This is a genomic window from Rhizobacter sp. P5_A1 (assembly GCF_056400745.1).
In genome coordinates, this window is sequence record NZ_JBFUKR010000026.1 from 16,838 (window position 1) to 38,193 (window position 21,356).

Annotated in this window: 24 protein-coding genes; 10 read left to right on the forward strand and 14 right to left on the reverse strand. The window is 66.9% G+C overall.

The genetic code is table 11. From position 1 onward, the window contains the following. Positions 1-405: 405 nt before the first annotated feature. The 13 genes from AC1DTW_RS22445 to AC1DTW_RS22505 form a co-directional block, all read right to left on the reverse strand. Complete coding sequence (locus AC1DTW_RS22445; RefSeq protein WP_477983662.1) at positions 406-1,797, reverse strand: DegQ family serine endoprotease; 1,392 nt, start codon at positions 1,795-1,797, stop codon at positions 406-408. Positions 1,798-1,958: 161 nt separating this feature from the next. Next, a complete protein-coding gene (locus AC1DTW_RS22450) occupies positions 1,959-3,017 on the reverse strand; it encodes a MucB/RseB C-terminal domain-containing protein (RefSeq protein WP_477983613.1) in 1,059 nt (352 codons plus the stop codon). Positions 3,018-3,024: 7 nt separating this feature from the next. Then, entirely contained in the window at positions 3,025-3,726 is a 702-nt protein-coding gene (locus AC1DTW_RS22455; protein WP_477983614.1) for a sigma-E factor negative regulatory protein, read from the reverse strand. Between the two features lie 18 nt (positions 3,727-3,744). Then, on the reverse strand, positions 3,745-4,356 hold the full coding sequence (rpoE, locus tag AC1DTW_RS22460; RefSeq protein WP_477983663.1) for an RNA polymerase sigma factor RpoE: 612 nt from the start codon (positions 4,354-4,356) through the stop codon (positions 3,745-3,747). A 10-nt stretch (positions 4,357-4,366) separates the two neighbouring features. Beyond that, positions 4,367-4,834, reverse strand: a complete 468-nt coding sequence (locus AC1DTW_RS22465) for a hypothetical protein (protein WP_477983615.1) — start codon at positions 4,832-4,834, stop codon at positions 4,367-4,369. 39 nt (positions 4,835-4,873) lie between these two features. Next, positions 4,874-6,118: a beta-ketoacyl-ACP synthase II gene (gene fabF, locus AC1DTW_RS22470; RefSeq protein WP_477983616.1), complete on the reverse strand. Its 1,245-nt coding sequence runs from the start codon at positions 6,116-6,118 to the stop codon at positions 4,874-4,876. A 34-nt stretch (positions 6,119-6,152) separates the two neighbouring features. Continuing rightward, the gene (acpP, locus tag AC1DTW_RS22475; RefSeq protein ID WP_056465023.1) at positions 6,153-6,395 is read right to left on the reverse strand and encodes an acyl carrier protein; all 243 of its coding nucleotides are present in this window, start codon (positions 6,393-6,395) and stop codon (positions 6,153-6,155) included. 129 nt (positions 6,396-6,524) lie between these two features. Next, positions 6,525-7,277 carry a 3-oxoacyl-ACP reductase FabG gene (gene fabG / locus AC1DTW_RS22480; protein WP_477983617.1) on the reverse strand — a complete coding sequence of 251 codons (753 nt, stop codon included), beginning with the start codon at positions 7,275-7,277 and terminating at the stop codon, positions 6,525-6,527. Further along, positions 7,274-8,212, reverse strand: coding sequence for an ACP S-malonyltransferase (gene fabD, locus AC1DTW_RS22485; RefSeq protein WP_477983618.1), 939 nt, complete (start codon positions 8,210-8,212; stop codon positions 7,274-7,276). The genes fabG and fabD overlap by 4 nt, the downstream gene beginning before the upstream one ends. A gap of 60 nt (positions 8,213-8,272) precedes the next feature. Beyond that, a complete protein-coding gene (locus tag AC1DTW_RS22490; protein WP_477983619.1) occupies positions 8,273-9,262 on the reverse strand; it encodes a beta-ketoacyl-ACP synthase III in 990 nt (329 codons plus the stop codon). Continuing rightward, complete coding sequence (gene plsX / locus AC1DTW_RS22495; protein WP_477983620.1) at positions 9,259-10,365, reverse strand: phosphate acyltransferase PlsX; 1,107 nt, start codon at positions 10,363-10,365, stop codon at positions 9,259-9,261. The genes AC1DTW_RS22490 and plsX overlap by 4 nt, the downstream gene beginning before the upstream one ends. 129 nt (positions 10,366-10,494) lie before the next feature. Further along, positions 10,495-10,677, reverse strand: a complete 183-nt coding sequence (gene rpmF / locus AC1DTW_RS22500; protein WP_477983621.1) for a 50S ribosomal protein L32 — start codon at positions 10,675-10,677, stop codon at positions 10,495-10,497. A 216-nt stretch (positions 10,678-10,893) separates the two neighbouring features. Continuing rightward, positions 10,894-11,448: a YceD family protein gene (locus AC1DTW_RS22505; protein WP_477983622.1), complete on the reverse strand. Its 555-nt coding sequence runs from the start codon at positions 11,446-11,448 to the stop codon at positions 10,894-10,896. A gap of 34 nt (positions 11,449-11,482) precedes the next feature. Between AC1DTW_RS22505 and AC1DTW_RS22510 the strand changes: the two genes are divergently transcribed. Together AC1DTW_RS22510 and AC1DTW_RS22515 are read left to right on the forward strand one after the other, a co-directional pair. Then, the gene (locus AC1DTW_RS22510) at positions 11,483-12,076 is read left to right on the forward strand and encodes a Maf family nucleotide pyrophosphatase (RefSeq protein ID WP_477983623.1); all 594 of its coding nucleotides are present in this window, start codon (positions 11,483-11,485) and stop codon (positions 12,074-12,076) included. Between the two features lie 16 nt (positions 12,077-12,092). Then, positions 12,093-12,854, forward strand: coding sequence for an SAM-dependent methyltransferase (locus AC1DTW_RS22515; RefSeq protein WP_477983664.1), 762 nt, complete (start codon positions 12,093-12,095; stop codon positions 12,852-12,854). A gap of 16 nt (positions 12,855-12,870) precedes the next feature. On the opposite strand, the gene AC1DTW_RS22520 is transcribed toward AC1DTW_RS22515, so the two are convergent. Then, on the reverse strand, positions 12,871-14,325 hold the full coding sequence (locus tag AC1DTW_RS22520; RefSeq protein ID WP_477983624.1) for a DEAD/DEAH box helicase: 1,455 nt from the start codon (positions 14,323-14,325) through the stop codon (positions 12,871-12,873). A 165-nt stretch (positions 14,326-14,490) separates the two neighbouring features. On the opposite strand from AC1DTW_RS22520, the gene rfbC reads away from it, so the two are divergent. From rfbC to AC1DTW_RS22560, 8 genes are all read left to right on the forward strand, one after another. Further along, positions 14,491-15,042, forward strand: a complete 552-nt coding sequence (gene rfbC / locus AC1DTW_RS22525; protein ID WP_477983625.1) for a dTDP-4-dehydrorhamnose 3,5-epimerase — start codon at positions 14,491-14,493, stop codon at positions 15,040-15,042. 115 nt (positions 15,043-15,157) lie between these two features. Next, positions 15,158-15,511, forward strand: coding sequence for a MarR family EPS-associated transcriptional regulator (locus AC1DTW_RS22530; protein ID WP_477983626.1), 354 nt, complete (start codon positions 15,158-15,160; stop codon positions 15,509-15,511). Between the two features lie 87 nt (positions 15,512-15,598). Further along, complete coding sequence (gene rfbF / locus AC1DTW_RS22535; RefSeq protein ID WP_477983627.1) at positions 15,599-16,372, forward strand: glucose-1-phosphate cytidylyltransferase; 774 nt, start codon at positions 15,599-15,601, stop codon at positions 16,370-16,372. A gap of 7 nt (positions 16,373-16,379) precedes the next feature. Next, complete coding sequence (gene rfbG / locus AC1DTW_RS22540; RefSeq protein ID WP_477983628.1) at positions 16,380-17,453, forward strand: CDP-glucose 4,6-dehydratase; 1,074 nt, start codon at positions 16,380-16,382, stop codon at positions 17,451-17,453. Positions 17,454-17,515: 62 nt separating this feature from the next. Next, a complete protein-coding gene (locus tag AC1DTW_RS22545; protein ID WP_477983629.1) occupies positions 17,516-18,430 on the forward strand; it encodes an NAD-dependent epimerase/dehydratase family protein in 915 nt (304 codons plus the stop codon). A 62-nt stretch (positions 18,431-18,492) separates the two neighbouring features. Further along, a complete protein-coding gene (locus tag AC1DTW_RS22550) occupies positions 18,493-19,638 on the forward strand; it encodes a class I SAM-dependent methyltransferase (RefSeq protein ID WP_477983630.1) in 1,146 nt (381 codons plus the stop codon). Continuing rightward, positions 19,635-20,474 carry a transketolase gene (locus AC1DTW_RS22555; protein WP_477983631.1) on the forward strand — a complete coding sequence of 280 codons (840 nt, stop codon included), beginning with the start codon at positions 19,635-19,637 and terminating at the stop codon, positions 20,472-20,474. The genes AC1DTW_RS22550 and AC1DTW_RS22555 overlap by 4 nt, the downstream gene beginning before the upstream one ends. After that, positions 20,467-21,351, forward strand: a complete 885-nt coding sequence (locus tag AC1DTW_RS22560; protein ID WP_477983632.1) for a transketolase family protein — start codon at positions 20,467-20,469, stop codon at positions 21,349-21,351. The genes AC1DTW_RS22555 and AC1DTW_RS22560 overlap by 8 nt, the downstream gene beginning before the upstream one ends. The last annotated feature ends 5 nt before the right edge of the window (positions 21,352-21,356 follow it).

Consider the following 21,356-nt stretch of genomic DNA (forward strand, 5'->3'; position numbering starts at 1 on the left):
CACGTCGAATCAATGACGCGCCTTCCAACAAAACGTATGGCAACTGCTTGTTGGGATTTCATTGTAGTCAAAAGAGGCTGGCCGCAAACCGCGCCGTTGCTCGATTTCTCGTCGTTGCAGCCTGCCAACAGCGAAATCCATCAACAGCTTATCCACAAATGCTTGTGGATGTCTTGGGGATAGTTTTGCCGCTTCGTTTTCGTTGCGCGATTCAGCAAAATGCATCCCGACAAGGCGTCGATTCTAGCGTCCGGCGGCAGCAATCCGTCACAGGTCGCCCGATGTGAGCAATCGCCAACTTATTGACCCGTTCGTCACTGGACCTGGACCGCTCCGGCGGGAAGTTGTAACAGCTGCCCAGGTCCCATGTGGCGGAAAGACCTGCGGCGGCGACCGGCTTTCGGGTCAGCGGACGGGCTTGACGATCACGAAGTTGACGACCTCGCCGCGCCGCACCAGCAGCGTCACCGCCCGCGCCTTGTCGAGCTTCGCAACCGTCGTCTCGAATTGCTTGGCGCTCGCGATCTCGGTGTTGTCGATCGACAGCAGCACGTCGCCTTCACGCACGCCGGCCTTGGCGGCGGCGCCGTCGACGCTCTCGACGCGCACGCCGCCCTTGATCTTCAACTCGCGCCGTTGCGCATCGGTGAGATCGGCCACCGCCAGGCCCAGCACGCCGGGCGCGGCGGCCGATGGCGGCTTGGCCTGATCGCGCCCCGCCGCACTCGCCACGCGTTCGGCCTCGAACTCGACCACCGTGACGCTGACGTCGCGATAGCCGCCGCGGCGGAAGAGCTGCAACACCGTCTTGCTGCCCGGCTTGACGCCGCCGACCATGCGCGGCAGGTCGCTGGACTTGTCGACCGCGCGGCCATCGACCTTCGTGATGATGTCGCCGGCCTCGACACCCGCCTTCTCGGCGGGCCCGCCCGACTCGACGTTGCTGACCAGCGCGCCGATCGGCTTGCCCAGGCCGATCGATTCGGCCACTTCCTTCGTGACCGGCCCGATCGCGACGCCGATGCGCCCCCGAATCACGCGCCCGCTGGTGCGCAGACTCTCGGAAACGCGCGTCGCCTCGTCGATCGGAATCGCGAACGAGATCCCCATGTAGCCGCCCGAGCGGCTGTAAATCTGCGAGTTGATGCCGACCACCTCGCCGCGCATGTTGATCAGCGGCCCGCCGGAATTGCCCGGGTTGATCGCGACATCGGTCTGGATCAGCTTGACGAGGTCGCCGGTGTCGCGCGCCTTCGCGCTGACGATGCCGGCGGTGACGGTGCTCTCGAGCCCGAACGGCGAGCCGATCGCGATCACCCATTCGCCGACCTTGAGCTTGTTCACGTCGCCGACCCGCACCGTCGGCAGGCCGGCGGCATCGATCTTCACGAGCGCGACATCGGAGCGCTTGTCGGCGCCGATGATCTTGGCCTTGAACTCGCGCGCGTCGGTCAGCGTGACGATCACCTCGTCGGCACCGTCGACGACGTGGGCGTTCGTCATCACGTAGCCGTCGGCGCTCAGCACGAAGCCGGAGCCGACGCCGCGCTGCTGCGGCTCCGCATCGGGCGCCGGCTGCTGCGGCGCGCGCGGATTCGGGCGCTGGTTCGGCACCGGGATGCCAAAGCGGCGGAAGAACTCGAGCATGTCTTCATCCATCTCGGACCCGCCGCGCGCCGAACGTGCACGCTCGGTGGTGCGAATGCCGACCACGGCGGGACCGACCTTCTCGACCAGTTCGGTGAAATCGGGCAGCCCCTGCGCGCCGACCGGCGGCGCAGCCAGCGCACCTGTCATGCCCAGGCAGAGCGCGAGCGCGCCGAGCCAGACGCGGCGGTGCGCGTCGCAGTGAACGGATGGCAGTGATGCTTGGATCAAGGTCGGCTCCCCAGGCGTTGCGGGTTCAAAAGGATTCGATCTGAGATGGGGGCGGGCGGGGCGGCACACGCGCGGTCCGGCTATTTGCGGCTGCGTTCCAGGCCCTTGGCGAACATCCGCAGTGTCGCAGGTGGCACATCGCCGACGACGGTGACCCACCAGTCGCCCTGCTGTTGCATCAAGGTTTGCGTCGGCCCGACCGAGGCCAGCATCGGACGCGTGTGGCGCTGCGGATCGAAGGCCTCGATGAACAACGAAACGTAGGTCAGGCCATCGGAGAAGATCGCCTGCAGCACCTGCGGCCCGGTGGCGGGCCGACTGTCGTCGGCTCCGGTCTCCATCGGCCGCTTCACGCAGCTGACCTGGCGAAAGCCCGGCACCGACTGGCGCATCGCCCAGCCCTCGGCGTCGAGCTTGGTCGGCGTCAGCACCGGGCGCACGACACGGTAACCCTCGAGCCGCTTCATCGGCTGCAGCACCGACTCGGGCTGCGGCTTGACGCCGATCGTGACGTCGGAAAAGGCCGACGATTCGAGCACCTCATGGTGCTCGCCGAGCACGTCGGCGCGCAGCAGCAGCCCGGAAGCCTGGTCGGCCCAGAGCCGGTAGCCATAGCGGTAGGCGTCGCGCGGCTTGACGACGAGCACGTTGGCGTCGCGACCGGCGATCCGGCCCGTCCCCTGCGGGCGCACGTCGTAGAACTCCGCGATGCGATCGTCGCCGGCCTGCAGCAGCGCCGGAAACTGCGCGAGCAGGTCGCGCTGCTCGACCATCGCGGTGCGGCTCGCCGGCCACAACGTGGTCACGACGTCGTTGTGCCGATAGACATGGCGGGTCTGGCCGTCGAGTGCCTCGCTGCGCTCGAACTGGTTCGGCCCTTCGCAGAAGTGCGCGATGCGCGCGCTCGACACCGCCCCGCCGCCGCTGACGACGAAGGTGCCTTGGAAGTTGCGGTGGCCCGCCGCCTCGTGGATGCGCAGCAGCCAGGCACGCACGTCGGGGGCCTGCACATCGGCGCCTGCGGCGCTCGCCTGTGCGCACGCCGACGCGGCCACGACGGAGAACGCGCAGAAAGCGCCGGCCAGCGCGAGCGCGCCGCGAGAGCGTCGGAACTGGATGAACGGGAAGCAGCGCTGCACGATCCGCTCAGCGACCCGAGACTTCGGCGGTCGCGTTGCGCAGGTAGGCCGACGGCACACCCAGCGCGGAACTGCCGGCGAACTGCTTGTGCGCGGCCAGGTAGCGATCGAGGCGCGCATCGCGAATCACCTGGCCGCTGGCGACGAAGGCCTGCGGCTCGGCGCCGAGCGACGCCGGGCCGATCAAGCTGGACGCGGTCAGCGGCGCCGCAATCGACGCCGGTGCGGCCGCACGCGCGATGTCGGTGCCCGCCGCACGGTTGGACGCCTCGCCGGCGCCGCGGGTCAGGGTCAGCGTCAGCACACCGGCCGCCGCGACGAAACCGGCGGCGATCGCGGTCGGCGCAATCCAGTGCCGGCGCCGCGCGCCATGGTGTGCCTCGCCAACCGCGTGCACCGCCGCAGCCGACGGGGCGATCGGCGCGGGTTCGACGGCGAGCGGCCGCGGCGCCAGCACGACCGGTTCGGCCGCGAGCCGGGCGCGCAGCGCGCCGAGAAAGCCCGCGTCGCGCGCCGGGTCGCCGGCCAGATCGTCGGAGCGCAGCACGTCACCGATCAGGCGGTACGCGTGCCAGGTCGCGCGCGACTCGGCGCTCTCGCGCCACTGCACGCAAGCCTGCCCGACAGCGCCGGCATCGAGTTCGCCGTCAAGCAGCGCAGACAGACGCTCGTGCGCCGACCCATTCACCTCTTCGGAATCATTCAACATAGGGCACTCCAGCAACCATCACCAACGCTCTCCCTCCCGCGTGTCGAGCAGCGGGCGCAGACGCAGCGCGATCGCCTCGCGCGCGCGGAATATCCGCGATCGCACCGTGCCGATCGGGCAATTCATCAGCTCGGCGATCTCCTCGTAGCTGAGACCTTCGATCTCGCGCAGCGTGATCGCCTGGCGGAGGTCGTCGGACAACGCTTCGATCGCAAAGTTCACTGCCGACGCAATTTGCTTGCTCGCCAGCACCGCGTCGGGCGTTTCGCCGTTGCTGAGCTCGTTTTCGACGCGCGAACTGTTGTCGTCTTCGTCCTCGCGCGAGGCGCGGGCCGATTCGGTGACCAGCGGATCGCGCTTCAGTTCCATCAGCGCCTTCTTCGCGGTGTTCACCGCGATCCGGTAGAGCCAGGTGTAGAACGCGCTGTCGCCGCGAAACTGCGGGATCGCGCGGTAGGCGCGGATGAAGGTTTCCTGCGCGATGTCGGGCACGAGATCGACATCGCGCACCATGCGGCCGATCAGGCGCTCGATGCGGCGCTGGTACTTGACGACCAGCATCTCGAAGGCCTTGACATCGCCTGCCTTGACGCGCGCGATCAGCGGCGCATCGGCATCGGGGCTGAGCATGCCGTTCATGCTAGGGCTCGGCAGGCGACTCGTCGGTCGGCGTTGGCCGCGGCGAATGAACCGTGCAGCGCAGTGCATGCCACTGTGCTTCGAGACCGCGGCGCTGCGCCGGCAACCAGGCCGCGCGCCATGACGCTGCGGGGGCCGCCGGGCTGAAGCGCAGCAGCATCCACGGGCCGAGATCGATCGCGACGTGCAGTTCGCCCGCCACCGGCTCGCCGCTGCTCGGGCCGAGGTACCAGCTGAGGCCGTCCCAGCGCAGATGGGCCGCCGGCGTGCGCAGCAACGATCGGCTGAGCCCGACGATCGCCAGCGCGGCGAGGATCGCCGCGCTGAGGATGGCCAGCCTGATCGGCCGTTGTTGCAAGGCCAGCCAGGCGGCCATCGTCGCGAGCCCCGATCCGGCCAACCCCATCACTGCGCCGCGCCACACCCCGAAACGATGCAGCGTGACCTGGAATGGCGGGGCTGCGCGCATGGGCGCGGTGGTGGTGTCGAGGCGGCGGCAGCGACGTCGTCAAACGCGCTTGAAGACCAACGTGCCGTTGGTGCCCCCAAAGCCGAAATTGTTCTTCACGGCATGTTCGATCTTCATCTCACGCGCGGTGTTCGCGCAGTAGTCCAGGTCGCATTCGGGATCCTGGTTGAAGATGTTGATCGTCGGCGGCGCGATCTGGTGCTTCACCGCGAGCACGGTGAACACCGATTCGATGCCGCCGGCACCGCCGAGCAGGTGCCCGGTCATCGACTTGGTCGAGCTGACGACGAGCTGGTCCTTGGCGTGCGCGCCGAACGCGAGCTTGATCGCGTTGGTCTCGTTCAGGTCGCCGAGCGGCGTCGAGGTGCCGTGCGCGCTGAGGTACTGCACCTGATCCGGGTTCAACCCGGCGCTGCGCAGCGCGGCCTTCATCGAGCGCTTCGGGCCGTCGACGTCGGGCGCGGTCATGTGGTACGCGTCGGCACCCATGCCGAAGCCCACGACCTCGGCGTAGATCTTCGCGCCGCGCTTCTTCGCGTGCTCGTATTCTTCGAGCACGACCACGCCGGCGCCTTCGCCGAGAACGAAGCCGTCGCGATCCTTGTCCCAAGGGCGGGATGCGGTCTGCGGGTCGTCGTTGCGGGTCGAGAGCGCCCGCGCGGCCGTGAAGCCGCCGACGCCGAGCGGCGAGACGGTCGACTCGGCACCGCCGGCGACCATCGCGTCGGCGTCGCCGTGCTCGATCAGCCGCGCCGCCATGCCGATGCTGTGCAGGCCGGTCGTGCAGGCCGTGACGATCGCGAGGTTCGGCCCCTTAAAGCCGTAGCGGATCGACACGTGGCCCGAGATCATGTTGATGATCGACGCCGGCACGAAGAACGGCGTGATGCGACGGGGGCCTTTCGCGACCAGCTCGCCGTGCGTTTCCTCGATCAGCGGCAAGCCGCCGATCCCTGAACCGACGAGCACGCCAATGCGCTCGGCCTGCTCTTCCGTCAACGCATCGCCGGTTGCCAGCCCGGAGTCCTGCACCGCCTGGATCGACGCCGCCAACCCGTAGTGGATGAAGGTGTCCATGTGACGGGCATCCTTGGCCGGGAAGTACTCCTCGACCTGGAAGCCCTTCACCTCGCCCGCGAACTTGCAGGCGAAGTTCGACGCGTCGAACTTCGTGATGTTCGCGATGCCGGAGCGCCCGGCGATGATGTTGGCCCAGCCCTCCTGCACCGTGTTGCCCACGGGGCTGATCAGGCCCAGGCCGGTCACGACAACACGTCTGGTCATGGACTTTGCGCTGAGTTCTGGAACGAAGGCCTGCCTACGCAGCCTTCTGGTGCTTCACGGCGTAGTCGATTGCCAGCTGCACCGTCGTGATCTTCTCGGCCTCTTCGTCGGGGATCTCGATGCCGAACTCGTCTTCGAGCGCCATCACCAGTTCGACCGTGTCGAGGGAGTCAGCACCGAGGTCGGCGACGAAAGCCTTGTCGTTGATGACATCGGCTTCGGGAACACCGAGTTGTTCGGCAATGATTTTTTTGACACGTGCTTCGATATCGCTCATGACTCCTCCGGGAGTGTGTTTACAGAAACAGCCCGCGATTCTACGGCCTCCCCGATGTCTTCTCTGAGACTGGCGGCCGTACGCCGGACGGGCCATCCGGCGGGGGTCGGCGAATGCGCCGCACCCGTATCAGTTCATGAACATCCCACCGTTCACATGCAACTCGCTGCCGGTGATGTAGCCGGCCTGCGGCGACGCGAGGAACGCGACCGCGTGCGCGATGTCGCTCGCATGGCCGAGTCGGCCGAGGGGGATCTGCGTCATCAGCGCCGTGGTCTGCGCCTCGGACAGCGCCTTCGTCATGTCGGTCTCGATGAAGCCTGGCGCGACGCAGTTGACGGTGATGCCGCGGCTGCCGAGCTCGCGCGCCAGCGAGCGCGTCATGCCGGCCACGCCCGCCTTCGCAGCCGCGTAGTTGGCCTGGCCGGCGTTGCCGCTTGCGCCGACGACCGAGGTGATGTTGACGATGCGGCCGTAGCGCTGCTTCATCATCGGGCGGGTGACCGCGCGGCTGACGCGGAACACGGCCTTCAGGTTCGTGTCGATGACCGCGTCCCAGTCGTCGTCTTTCATGCGCATCGACAGCGTGTCGCGCGTGATGCCGGCGTTGTTGACGACGACATGCAGCGCGCCGTGTTCCTTGACGATTGCGTCGACTGCGGCATCGACGCCGGCGCCGTCGTTGACGTTCAGCATCAGACCCCTGCAGCCCGCAAACGCGCTCAGCGCCTCGCCGATCGCGGCGGCGCCGGCGTCGGTGGTCGCGGTGCCGACCACCTTCATGCCCTGCTTCGCGAGCTCGAGCGCGATCGCGCGGCCGATGCCGCGCGATGCGCCGGTCACGAGCGCCACCTGGCCCGCCATCTGCAGTTCGGTCGTCATGCGAGCAGCCCCTTGACGTCGGCGAGCGAGGCCGGGTCGAGCACGCTCGCGCTGATCGCGTCGGCATCGATGCGCTTGACCATGCCGGCCAGCACCTTGCCCGGACCGCACTCGATGACGTGCGTGACGCCGCGCAAACGCATCGCCTGCACGGTTTCGACCCAGCGCACCGGGCCGAAGGCCTGGCGATACAGCGCGTCGCGGATCGCGGCCGGATCGGTCTCGATCGCCACATCGACATTGTTGATGACGGGGATCGCCGCCGGCGCGAACGTCAGGTCGGCCAGACGAACCTTCAGCCGTTCGGCGGCCGGCTTCATCAGGCTCGAATGGAACGGCGCCGACACCGCCAGCATCAGCGCGCGCTTCGCGCCCTTCGCCTTCAGCGCCTCACAGGCCTGCTCGACACCGGCCTTGGTGCCGGCGATCACGGTCTGCTTCGGGTCATTGAAATTCACTGCCTCGACCGCGTCGCCGCTCGCCGACGCGACTTCGGCGCAACCGTCGCGCACCGCTTGCGCGTCCATGCCGAGGATCGCCGCCATCGCGCCGACGCCGACCGGCACCGCGTCCTGCATCGCCTGCGCCCGGAAGCGCACCAGCGGCAACGCGTCGGCCAGGGTCAGCGACCCGGCGGCAACAAGCGCCGTGTATTCACCCAGCGAATGCCCGGCGACGACGCTCGGCGCCCGCCCCGTCTCGGCCAGCCATGCGCGGTAGCAGGCGATGCCCGCGGTCAGCATCACCGGCTGCGTGTTCGTTGTCAGGTCGAGCTGGTCTTTCGGCCCGGCACTGATCAGTCTGGCGACGTCCTCGCCGAGCGCGTCGGAGGCCTCTTGCAGGGTCTGCCGGACCGCGGGGTGGTCGCCCCAGCCGTCGAGCATGCCGACGGCCTGCGAGCCCTGGCCCGGGAATACGAATGCGAAGGTTGTCATCGCTGTGCTGCGCTGCTGCGCGGTCGGTTGGATTGGGAGGAAGCCGTGGCGGCCGCGCGCTCAGAGATCGAGCAGCACCGCGCCCCATGTGAAGCCGCCGCCGACACCTTCGAGCAGCACCGTGTCGCCCGCTTTGATCTTGCCGCCGCGCACCGATTCGTCGAGCGCGAGCGGGATCGATGCCGCCGAGGTGTTGCCGTGCTCGTCGACGGTGACGATGAGCTTTTCGAGCGGCAGCTTGAGCCGCTTCGCGGTGCTCTGCAGGATGCGGATGTTCGCCTGGTGCGGGATCAGCCAATCGATGTCGGCATCGCTGCGGCCGGCCTTCTCGAGCACCGATTTCGCGACGTCGTAGAGCACGCCGACCGCGAGCTTGAACACGGCGGGCCCGTCCATCTTCAGCAACGGGTCGCCGAGGACCTGACCGCCCGAGACATGGCCCGGCACGCACAGGATGTCGACATGGCGGCCGTCGGCGTGCAGTTCGCTCGCGAGGATGCCGGGCGTGGCGCTCGCCTCGAGAACGACCGCGCCGGCGCCGTCACCGAACAGCACGCAGGTGCCGCGATCCTTGAAGTCGAGGATGCGCGAGAAGACCTCGGCGCCGATCACGAGCGCGCGGCTCGCAGCACCGGTGCGGATCATCGAGTCGGCGATCGTCAGCGCGTAGACGAAACCCGAGCACACGGCCTGCACGTCGAACGCGGCGCAGCCGGCGATGCCGAGCTTCTGCTGCACCAGGCACGCGGTCGACGGGAACACCATGTCCGGCGTGCTGGTCGCGACGATGATCAGGTCGATGCTCGCGGCGTCGACATCGGCGGCCTCGAGCGCACGGCGCGCGGCCTCGAACGCGAGATCGCTGCTGCCCACGTTCGGCTCGGCGAAGTGGCGCGCGCGGATGCCCGTGCGCTCGACGATCCACTGGTCGGAGGTCTCGATGCCGTCGGCAGCCAGCTGCGCGGCCAGCGCGTCGTTGGTCAGGCGCTTCGGCGGCAGGTAGCTGCCGGTGCCGGTGATGCGTGAGTGGCGGTTCGGGAACGATGTCATGCGGTGCGTGCGATGTCCGGTGCGACCTGGTCGCCGGCAGTGGCGTCGCCCGCGACAGCAGGCCCGGGCAGCGCGGCGAGCGATTCGAGAATCCGGTCGTGGACCCGATCCAGCAGGCCGTTTCGAGCGGCATCATAAGCCCGATTCAGAGCCTGCTCGAACGCGAAGGCATCGGCTGATCCGTGGCTCTTGAAGACCAGCCCACGCAGGCCCAACAAGGCCGCGCCGTTGTAGCGCCGATGGTCGACGCGCTTCTGCAAGCGCCGCAGAACCGGCAGAGCGGCCAGCGCCGCGAGCTTCGTGAACGGGCTGCGCGTGAACTCCTGCTTGACGAACTTCGACAGCATCGACGCGAGGCCCTCGGAGGTCTTCAGCGCGACGTTGCCGACGAAGCCATCGCAGACGACGATGTCGGTCGTGCCCTTGAAGATGTCGTTGCCTTCGACGTTGCCGTGGAAGTTCAGCATGCCGCTCGCGGCAGCGTCGCGCAGCAGTTCGCCGGCCTGCTTGATCGTCTCGCTGCCCTTGATCGCCTCTTCGCCGATGTTCAGCAACCCGACGCTCGGGTTCGACTTGCCTTCGACCGCCGCGACCAGCGCGCTGCCCATCACCGCAAACTGCAGCAGATGCTCGGCCGTGCAATCGACGTTCGCGCCGAGGTCGAGCACGGTCGTGCCGCCGTCGCGCTCGTTCGGCAGCACGGTCGCGATCGCCGGGCGATCGATGCCTTCGAGCGTCTTCAGCACGTAGCGCGACACGGCCATCAGCGCGCCGGTGTTGCCGGCCGAGACGCAGGCGTGCGCCGCGGCGACGCCGTCTGCATCGGGCTTGACCTGGTTCACCGCGATACGCAGCGAAGAGTCCTTCTTGCGCCGCAACGCGACCTCGATCGCGTCGTCCATCTCGACGACCTCGGCGGCCGTGACGACGCGGCAGCGCGGCCAGCTGGTCGCATCCGCCAGCGCCTCGGCGCGCCCGACGAGGATCAGCTCGGCGTTCGGGTGCGCGGCCAGGAACGCCTGGCAGGCCGGCAGCGTCGCCGATGGGCCGTGGTCGCCGCCCATGCAGTCGACGGCGACGCGGATCACGCCCGGCTCAGTCATGCACAAACGCGAACGCCCGGCACTGCGCAGCAGCGCAGACCGGGCGATTCGAGGGAATCAGAAGCGATTCGAAGCACGGACCGTGTACGCGGCAAACGCGACCGGCTCGATGCGCCGACGGGGAACGCCTTACGCGTCCGCCTTGGTCTTCAGCACCTTGCGGCCACGGTAAAAGCCGGTCGGGCTGATGTGGTGGCGCAGATGCTGTTCGCCGGTGGTCGGCTCGATCGCGGTACCGGGCGCGTTCAGCGCATAGTGCGCGCGGTGCATGCCACGCTTCGACGGGGACTTCTTGTTCTGCTGGACGGCCATGAAAATCTCCTGGGCCCGCTGCGGGCCGGCGCTGAATTTGAGAACTCTGTGAGGACTCGGCGCGCGGTTGATCGCTCGCGCGGTTGTCGCTCTGGGTCACTCGGGAATTGCTGGGGCGTAGCGTTCGTCCTGGCTTGGCCAGATCGATCCGCACGCCGGAAAGCCGAAGATTCTAGCACGGCAGGGGTTGTCGGGCGCCAACCCGGCCGCAGAGCCTCAGTTCGGCGGCTGGCCGCGCTTCAGTGCCGCCAGCGCGGCGAACGGGTTGGGCTTGTCGTCGACCGGCACCTCATCGTCGGCCGGCGCCAGCAACGGCGACGGGCAGACCTCGTGCCGCGGCACCAGCGGCAGCGCGAGCAGCAGTTCGTCTTCGATCAGTTCGCGCAGGTCGAGCGCGCGGGTCAGCGCGAGCACGTCGTCCTCGCTGTCGGTGTCGAGTTGGGCCGCGGCATCCTCGCCCGGCACGAACAGGAAACTCCGCTCGATCGCGAGCGCCACGTCGACCGGTTTCAGGCAGCGTTGACACTCGAGCGGCAGACCGGTCGACGCTGCGATGTGCAGCCAGACCTGGGTCTCGCCGCCGCGCATCGCACGCAGTTCGCCGCGGGCGCTCCAGCTCACCTCGCCGGCGTCGGACGGCAGTGCTTCGGCAACGGCCGACTCGCTCAGCCGATCGAACTGCGGCAACGGCCAACGGCTCTCCAGTTCGCCGGCCGCCTTCGCGAAGGCGGCGACATCCAGGCGAAACGGGTCGAAATCAGGCGAGCTCATGTCGTCAGTGTACGGCGCAGGGGACAATCGAATCATGAGCACGCGCCCGACATTGATCCTGGCTTCGACCTCGCGCTACCGGCGCGAATTGCTGGAGCGCCTGCGCCTGCCGTTCGAGCTGCGATCGCCCGATGTCGACGAGACGCCGCTGCCCGGCGAGCGCCCCGCCGCGCTGGCGCAGCGCCTGGCACTCGCGAAGGCGCAGGCAGTCGCGAAGGCCTTCCCGGATGCGGTCGTGATCGGCTCGGACCAGGTCGCCGACCTCGATGGCGAGCCGATCGGCAAGCCCGGCACGCACGCGCGCGCGGTCGCGCAGCTGCGCGCGATGCGCGGCCGCAGCGTCGTATTCCAGACCGCCGTGGCGGTCGTGCGCGCCTCGACCGGCTATGTCGGCACGGCGCTGGCGCCGGTCACGGTGCGGTTTCGAGCGCTCGGCGATGCCGAGATCGAGCACTACCTGCGAACCGAGCAGCCCTACGACTGCGCCGGCAGCGCGAAATGCGAGACGCTTGGCATCGCTTTGCTCGACGCGATCGAATCCGACGACCCGACCGCGCTGGTCGGGCTGCCGCTGATCCGCACCAGCGCGCTGCTGCGCGCGGCCGGGATCGACCCGTTGCTGCCTTGACCCGCGGCCCATGACGATGCTGCCCGGCTCGCTCTACCTGGTCCCGAACACGCTCGACTTCGGCACCGCCGCCGAGGCGGGCCGCATCGACGAGGTGCTGCCCGCTTCGGTGATCCGCACCGCGGCGCGCCTGACCCATTGGGTGGCGGAGAACGCAAAGACCACGCGCGCGTTCCTGAAGCGCGTCGACGCGGTCGTGCCGCTCGTGCAGCCCCTGCAATCGCTCGCGATCGTCGAGCTGCCACGGCCGCAGAAAGGCGCGCACGGGGTCGCTGCGGTCGATCTCGACCCGCTGCTCGCGCCCGCGCGCCAGGGGCACGACCTCGGCCTGATCTCGGAGGCCGGGCTGCCGGCGGTCGCCGACCCTGGGGCCGCGCTGGTACAGGCCGCGCACGCTGCCGGCATCAAAGTGGTCGCGCTGTCAGGGCCGAGCTCGCTGGTACTGGCGCTCGCGGCCAGCGGCCTGAACGGACAGAGCTTCGCGTTCGTCGGCTACCTGCCGGTCGACGCGGCCGCACGCGGCGCGCGCATCCGCGAGCTCGAGGCGCTGTCGCGCCGAGGCGCGCAGACCCAGCTGATGATCGAGACGCCGTACCGCAACGAAGTGCTGCTCGGCGCGCTGCTCGCGCACCTGCAGCCGGCCACCCGCGTGTCGGTCAGCTGTGGGCTGACGCTGCCGGACGGCTTCACGCGCACCGACAGCGTGCAGGGCTGGAAGGCCCGACCGATGGCGTTGCCGAACAACGTTCCGGTCGTCTTCTCGCTGCTCGCCGGCTGAGCCGGCGCCTGCCCGGTCAGGACTCGACCGGCTCGGGCTGCTTCGCACCGAACAGCGCGGCGACGCGCTTCTTCGGCTTGATGTTCGGCGACAGGCTGCGCGGCGCCGCCGGCGCCTTGCTTTCCCAGGCCGGCTCGGCCGAGGTCGCGCTCGGCTCGTAAGGCTTGTCGAAGAACGGGTCGCTCGGCGCGCGCGGCGGCGGCGCATAGCTGCGCGGCGCCGACACCGGCCGCGGCGCGCGGCCCTCGGCGCTTTCGGAGCGCGGGCTGTCGTGGCGCGCACGGTCGCGGTATTCGCGCGGCGGCGGCGCGTCGTCGAGCTCGAGCGGCTCCAGGTCGATCTTCTTCTTGATCAGCTTCTCGATGTCGGCGATCAGCCGCGCGTCGGAGGACGACACCAGCGTCACCGCCAGGCCCGAAGCGCCGGCGCGGCCGGTGCGGCCGATGCGGTGCACGTAGTCCTCGGCATTGAACGGCACGTCGAAGTTGAACACCGCGGGCAGGTCGGCAATGTCCAGGCCGCGGGCGGCCACGTCGGTCGCGACCAGCACGTCGACCTCGCCGCGCTTGAAGGCTTCGAGCGCTTTCAGGCGCTCGTCCTGCGACTTGTCGCCGTGCAATGCGTTGGTGCGAAGGCCGTCGCGCTCGAACGAGCGCGCCAGGCGCGCGCAGCCGAGCTTCGAGTTCACGAACACCAGTGCCTGCGTCAGCGCGCGCTCCTTGATCAGCTTCAGCACCGCGCGGCGTTTGTCGTCGGTCGAGACGCTGTAGAAGCGCTGCTCGACCGTCGTCGCGGTCGCGTTCGGCCGCGCGACCTCGACCAGGATCGGATCCTGCAGGTAGCTCTCGGCCAGGCGCTTGATCTCGGGCGAGAAGGTGGCCGAGAACAGCAGCGTCTGACGCGCCTTCGGCAGGTAGCTCAGGATGCGCTGCAGGTCGGGCAGGAAGCCGATGTCGAGCATGCGGTCGGCCTCGTCGAGGACGACGTACTCGACCTGGTTCAGCACGCAGTTCTTCGCCTCGATGTGGTCGAGCAGCCGGCCCGGCGTCGCGACCAGTACCTCGACGCCGCCCTTCAGCTCGAGCGTCTGCGGCTTCATGTCGATGCCGCCGTAGACCACCGCAACGCGCAGCTTGGTCTGCGCGGCGTAGCCCTTGATGTTGGCGGCGACCTGGTCGGCGAGCTCGCGCGTCGGCGCGATCACCAATGCACGCACCGGGTGCCGTGCCGGCGACATGCTGGCGTTCTCGTGGCGCAGCATCTTGTGCAGCAGCGGCAGCGAGAAGGCTGCGGTCTTGCCGGTGCCGGTCTGCGCCGCGCCCATCACGTCGCGGCCGGCCAGCACGATCGGAATCGCCTTGGCCTGGATCGGCGTCATCACCGTGTAGCCCTGCGCGGCGACGGCGCGCTGCAGGCTTTCGGCCAGGCCGACGCTGTTGAACAGCGCGGCGGGAGGCGCCGGCTCGCTCACGGGTTCGCCTTGCGGCAGGGGCTCAGCGCGTTCGGTCGTCAAGTCTGCGGTGTTCTCTATCATATTTTCGGTCATCCGCTGATTATCGCCGTTCCGGCCCGGCCGCGCGGTGGGGTCGCTCCGCCCTTACTAGAATGCCCGCTTTCGCGAAGCCCGGATGCGCTCATGAACGTCATCACCACCGCCATCGAAGGCGTGCTCATCCTCGAACCCAAGGTGTTCGGCGACGCGCGCGGGTTCTTCATGGAGAGCTTCAACCAGAAGGCCTTCAACGAGGCGATTGGCCACGAAGTCACGTTCGTGCAGGACAATCATTCGCGGTCGAGCAAGGGCGTGTTGCGTGGCTTGCACTACCAACTGCCGCCGCATGCGCAGGGCAAGCTGGTGCGGGTAGTCAGCGGGGCGGTGTTCGATGTGGCCGTGGACATGCGGCGCAGCAGCCCCACGTTTGGGTGCTGGGCCGGCGAAGAACTCAGCGCGGAAAACGGGCGGATGCTGTGGATTCCGCCGGGGTTTGCGCACGGCTTTTTGGTACTCACAGACTCGACAGACTTTCTATACAAGACCACCGACTACTACGCGCCGGAGGCAGAGGGCGCCGTGCGGTGGGACGATCCTGCGATCGATGTGGCGTGGCCGAGCGTAGGGGTGACACCACAATTGTCGGCCAAAGACCTCGAAGCGCCTGCACTCGTCGCGGCTCGGGCATTCGCCTGAAATCGGAGCTCGTCCGACCGCTGACTGGCGCGCGGAATCTGCGCCACAAGACGGCGAAGTGTTGGACTCAAGGCGCTATCATTCGGGCCCGTTCAATCAATGAACAAGTGCTGCGATGAGTGTCGATAGTTTGTACTACGAGCTGTTGTGCCAGCTGACCGACCAGCCCGTGACGAGTCAACGGCACTTGGCGGAACGCATGGACGTCAGCGTCGGAAAGGTGAACTACTGCCTGCGCGCCTTGATGGAAAAGGGCTGGGTGAAGATGAGGAACTTTCGCAGAAGCGACAGCAAGCTGGCCTATTCCTATCTGCTCACCCCGTCTGGCGTCGTCGCCAAGTTGGCGCTCATGCGTCTGTTCTTGGCGAGCAAGGAACGAGAATTCGAGTCGCTTCAGAAGCAGATCGTCATGCTTCGATCCGAACTCAACCACGCCACACCGCCTAGCTCCAGTGGGCATCCCGGCTGACCGAGACCGCAGTCAAAAGCGCCAAGCCGGACCGCCGGCGAAACCCGCACCGCCGGGCAAGACTCCACACACAGCAAGAGAATCCCCATGAAAGCAGTGATATTGGCCGGAGGCTTGGGCACCCGCCTCAGCGAGGAAACCGCCCTGCGCCCAAAGCCAATGGTCGAGATCGGTGGTAAGCCGATCCTGTGGCACATCATGAAGATCTATGCCAGCCATGGCGTGGACGATTTCGTGATCTGCTGCGGGTACAAGGGCTACATCATCAAGGAGTACTTCGCCAACTACTTCCTGCACATGTCTGACGTAACCTTCAACATGCGTCAGAATCATATGGAGGTGCACCAAGAACGGGCCGAACCGTGGAAGGTGACGCTCGTCGACACCGGCGACGATTCGATGACCGGCGGGCGCCTGCTTCGTGTCGCCGACTACGTGCGCGACGAGGAAGCCTTCTTCTTCACTTACGGCGACGGCGTGGGCGACGTAGACATTACCGCTTCGCTCGCTTACCACCGCACGCACGGCAAAGCCGCGACGCTCACGGCCACCTATCCCCCGGGACGGTTCGGCGCACTCGACATCGAGCAGGGTCGCGTTAACAGCTTCACCGAGAAGCCGCGAGGGGATGGTGGCCTGATCAACGGCGGGTTCTTCGTGCTCTCACCCAAGGCGCTTGCCCACATTAAGGACGACCGCACCGTCTGGGAACAAGAGCCCCTGACAGACCTTGCGCGCGGCGGCGAACTGATGGCCTACGAGCACGGAGGCTTCTGGCAGCCGATGGACACACTCCGTGACAAGATGCTCCTCGAGTCCTTGTGGGATTCTGGCAAGGCCCCTTGGAAATGCTGGAAGTGAGCGCGCCATGACCCCCACGTTCTGGCAAGGTCGCCGCGTCTTCTTGACGGGGCACACAGGGTTCAAGGGCAGTTGGCTTTCGTTATGGCTCCAGTCGCTCGGAGCCGAATTGCGAGGGTACTCACTGGCGGCCCCAACCACGCCCGCACTGTTCAACGAAGCTCGAGTCGCACGTGCGATGGACTCGCTGCAGGGCGACATCCGGGATACCCATGCGCTTCGCAACGCCATGGTGAGTTTCAAGCCCGAGATCGTCATTCACATGGCGGCGCAACCGCTGGTGCGCCTCTCCTACTCTGAACCTGTAGAGACGTACCAGACGAACGTGATGGGCACGGTGAACCTCCTCGAAGCCGTGCGGGCGACCGACAGCGTCAGAGGTGTCGTGAACGTCACGACGGACAAATGCTACGAGAACCGCGAGTGGGTCTGGGGCTATCGCGAGACCGATCCGATGGGTGGATTCGACCCGTACAGCAGCAGCAAGGGATGTGCTGAATTGGCGACCGCCGCCTACCGGCAGTCATTCTTACAACAGGGCCGCACTGCGTTGGCCTCGGCCCGAGCCGGGAATGTCATTGGCGGTGGCGATTGGGCCCAGGACCGCCTTGTTCCAGACATCCTCCGTGCCTTCGAGAAGAACCAGCCGGTCACGTTGCGCAATCCCCGGTCCACCCGCCCGTGGCAGCATGTGCTGGAGCCTCTCTCGGGCTATCTGACCCTGGCCGAACGCCTGCACGAAGAGGGTCAGCGCTTCGCAGAGGCATGGAACTTCGGCCCGGCCGATGAAGATGCCCGGTCGGTCGAATGGATCGTCCAGCACGTAGCCTCAGCCTGGGGCAGCGGCGCTCGCTGGGAGGTCGACGGCGGCGTGCATCCACACGAGGCGCATTACCTCAAACTCGACTGCTCCAAGGCGAAGCAGCGGCTCCACTGGTCGCCGCGCTGGTCCCTCGGTGCGACGCTCGACCGCATCGTGAGGTGGCACCAGGCGTGGCGGGCTGGCGAGGACGTGCATCGGCATTGCCAGCAGGAAATCGCCGACTACATGGACTCGGGCGACCTCCGTGCGGCCGCCTGAATCCCTCCTTGCTCGCCCGCGGTGTTTCTCCGGGCGAAGCCGCCGCAGATGACGAGTCAAGCATGAAGCGAGTGTTGATTACCGGAGCGTCGGGGTTCGTTGGCGCGGCTGTAACGCGTGAACTGGTTCGTCAGGGCCGCGACGTCGCCGCGCTGCTGCGTCCGACCAGCGACACGCGCCGCATCGAGGCACAGTTGGGCAAGATCCAAGTCATTCGGGGCGATCTGCGAGGTCTGGATGTCGTGGCGCCGCAGATTCGCAGTTTCCGGCCGGAGGCCGTACTGCACCTCGGATGGGAAGGCGTCAAGGGCAGCGAACGGAATGCGCCTGTCCAGGCCGACAACGTCCCGGCCTCGGTCTCCTTGTACCAGTTGTCCGAGGAATGCGGCGCCCAGACCTTCGTGGGCATGGGATCCCAGGCCGAGTACGGACCCGCGTCCGGCAAACTCGACGAGTCCGCGCGAACCCAGCCCACCACCGTATATGGCGCGGCGAAGCTGTCCACCTGCCTGTTGCTCGAACGAACCGCCGCGGCTTCCGGCCGTTCATTTTCGTGGCTTCGCCTCTTCTCTTCCTATGGGCCCGGCGACGACCCGAGTTGGTTGCTGCAGTACCTGGCCCGCTCGCTGCTCACCCGGCAACGCCCTGCGCTCACAGCGGCCCAACAAGTATGGGACTACATCCACGTCGACGACGTCGCGGGCGCCGTGATTGCGGCCATGGACTCGAAAGTCCATGGCGTTTTCAATCTGGGCTCTGGTCAGGCCCACAAGCTGGAACACATCATCACGACCTTGCGCGACCTGATCGACCCGGCGCTTCCGCTCGGGTTCGGCGAACTTCCGTACCGCCCCGACCAGGTCATGCACCTCGAAGCCGACATCTCAAAGTTGACTGCCGCCACGGGCTGGGTGCCCACGATCGCGCTCGACGCGGGCTTGCAGCAGGTCGTCTCGTGGTTGCGCGAGCACGCCTGACGACACCCACCGTCAAGATCGGCCACGCGGTGCCTGGCTCTTTCGGTTTACAGGAGAATCACATGAAGAACGAATCGTGCCGGTTGTGCACGCACGGCGAGACCGAGGTCACGCTGACGATCGGGCGTGCCCCGCGCAATATCCAGAACCTGCTGCGCGAGGAGGACGTCGGACGCGACCATGCGATCAAGCTCGAGGTACGCACCTGCGGTCGCTGCGGCTTCGTCCAGATCCCCCCAGTCCTGGACGACACCTACTACGACGACTATCTGATGGCCACGACCCATTCCGTGCAGATGCAGTCGTACCAACAGAAACAGGCCTCCCAGTTCGTGCAGCGCTTCGAGCTGAACGGCAAGAAGGTGATCGAGGCGGGATGCGGCGACGGCAACTTCCTGAACCACTTGAGGGCCGCGGGGGCCATGGTCTACGGCGTCGAGCCGTCGCAGCGCTTCCGTGAGATCGCCCTCGGCCGCCAGCACGTAGTGGAGGAAGGCTATGTGACGGCCGAGCGCGTTCTGCGAGACGGCCCGTTCGACGGCTTTGTCACCCGCCAGGTGCTGGAGCACGTGCCCGATATCCACAGCTTCCTGACCGGCATCCGTCGCAATCTGCGTGATGGCGCGTTCGGGCTGATTGAAGTGCCGAGCCTCGAGAAGGCTTTGCAGGACCATCGCTACTACGACTTCTTCACCGACCATGTCAACTACTTCTCGCTCGGCACGCTGCGCCTCGCACTGACGCTCAATGGTTTCGAAGTGCTGGACACCTACCAAGATATGTTCGACGAGTACAACGTTGCGCTCGTCCGGTCGGCAAGCCCGCCGAGCCTCGATGACATCCAGCGCGCATCGTCGAACCTCGGGGACGACCTCCGGCGCTTTGTGCTCGACCACCACGCCAAAGGGAAGAAGGTCGCGGTCTGGGGCGCTGGCGGCAAGGGTCTGAGCGTGCTCGCCTCCGCAGGTATCGACAATCTCGACCTGCTGGTCGACAGCGATCCGCACAAGCAAGGGCGCTACACCCCCGTGTCCCATTTCCTGGTTCAGGAACCCACGCAGCAGAACATCCGCGGGGTCGATGCCGTCATCATCACCGCCATGGCTTACCGTAACGAAATCGAGACCGCGCTGCGCGGCCGCTACGGATTTGAAGGCTCGATCGCGGTGCTGGGGCACCGCCTCGAATTCGCGAAGGACGCGGCGTGAGCGAGCAGTCAATCCAAGCCCAGTCGCTTCGGGCAGACAAGCTCTCGGTGGCCGTGCGCCGCGACGTCCTGAACATGGTGTTTCGCGCCAAGGCATCGCACGTCGGTAGTTGCTTCTCGGCGGTCGACGTCATCTCGGTGTTGTACGGCGAGGTGATGAAATTCGATCCGCGAAACCCTGCCGCGCCCGGCCGAGATCGCTTCATCCTGAGCAAGGGGCACGCCGCAGCCGCGGTCTACGCCACGCTGGCCAACATTGGCGTCATTCCACGGACCGACCTCGACACCTATGGCGCGGACTTGTCGCCCTACATGACCCACGCCAGCCACAAGATCGCCGGCATCGAGTTTTCCAGCGGGTCGCTGGGTCACGGCCTGCCCTTCGGTGTCGGCAAGGCGTTGGCCGGGAAAAGGTCCAGCCAGGATTGGCGTGTGTTCGTATTACTGAGCGACGGCGAGATCGATGAAGGCTCCAACTGGGAAGCGCTGATGTTCGCGAGCCACCACAAGCTCAGCAATCTCGTGGCGGTGATCGACTACAACAAGCTCCAGAGCCTCACCTCCATCAGCCGGACGCTCGGGCTCGAACCGCTCGTCGCGAAGCTTGAGTCGTTTGGTTGGGCGGTTCGCGAAGTCGATGGGCACGACCACGCCGCGTTGAAGGACCACCTGGCCTCGGCGCCCTGGCACCCCGAAATGCCATCGCTGCTACTCGCCCACACCGTGAAAGGCAAGGGGGTGAGTTTCATGGAAAACAAGGTCGAGTGGCACTACCGTAGCCCTGACAGCTCGCTGCTCGCTGCGGCCCTCGAAGAGATTGGTCATCCCGATGCGTAACGCCTTCATCGATGAGTTGGTGCTGCTCGCGACCCAGCGTCCGAACATCGCCCTCGTAGTCGGCGACCTCGGCTATTCCGTGGTCGAGCCCTTCGCCGACCGATTTCCGGACCGCTTCATCAACGCAGGTGTCGCCGAACAGAACATGACCGGCCTCGCGGCCGGGATGGCCTCGGAGGGCTATCACGTCTTCACATACTCCATCGCCAACTTTCCCACCTTCCGGTGCGCCGAGCAGATTCGCAACGATGTCGACTATCAAAAACTGGCCGTCACGGTGGTGGCAGTCGGGGGCGGGCTGGCGTATGGCGCGCTCGGCTATTCGCACCATGCGGTTCAAGACTATGCGCTGATGCGGTCGTTCCCCAACATGCTTATCGCTGCGCCAGGAGACCCGCTCGAAACCCGGGCGTGCCTGCGCTACCTCGCTGACCATCCCCAGCCGTCTTACTTGCGGCTCGGCAAAGCCGGTGAGCCCGTCTTCCACAAGGCTGTCCCGACGATCGAGCCCGGCCAATGGATTCCGGTGTCTCCGGCCAGAGCCGCATCGCCCGATGTGTTGCTGGCCACCGGAGCCACGCTCGGCCTCGCGATGGATTGGCAGCGCAGGGATGCGTACCGCGATCACGCTGTCATGTCGATGCCGCTATGGAGCATGGCATCGAAGGTCAAACAGGTCGCGCAGATGCGGCAGATGGGTCAGGTGACCACGCTGGAGGATCACCTCGCCGACGGTGGGTTTGGTTCATGGCTGATGGAATCGCTGGCCCGCGAACCCGGGTTGCGGACGCGCCTCGAAAGCGTTGCACTCGATCCAGTCGTGTGCGGCATGGTCGGTTCACAAAAGACCTTGAACGAACTCGGCGGACTGCGGTGAGCCGC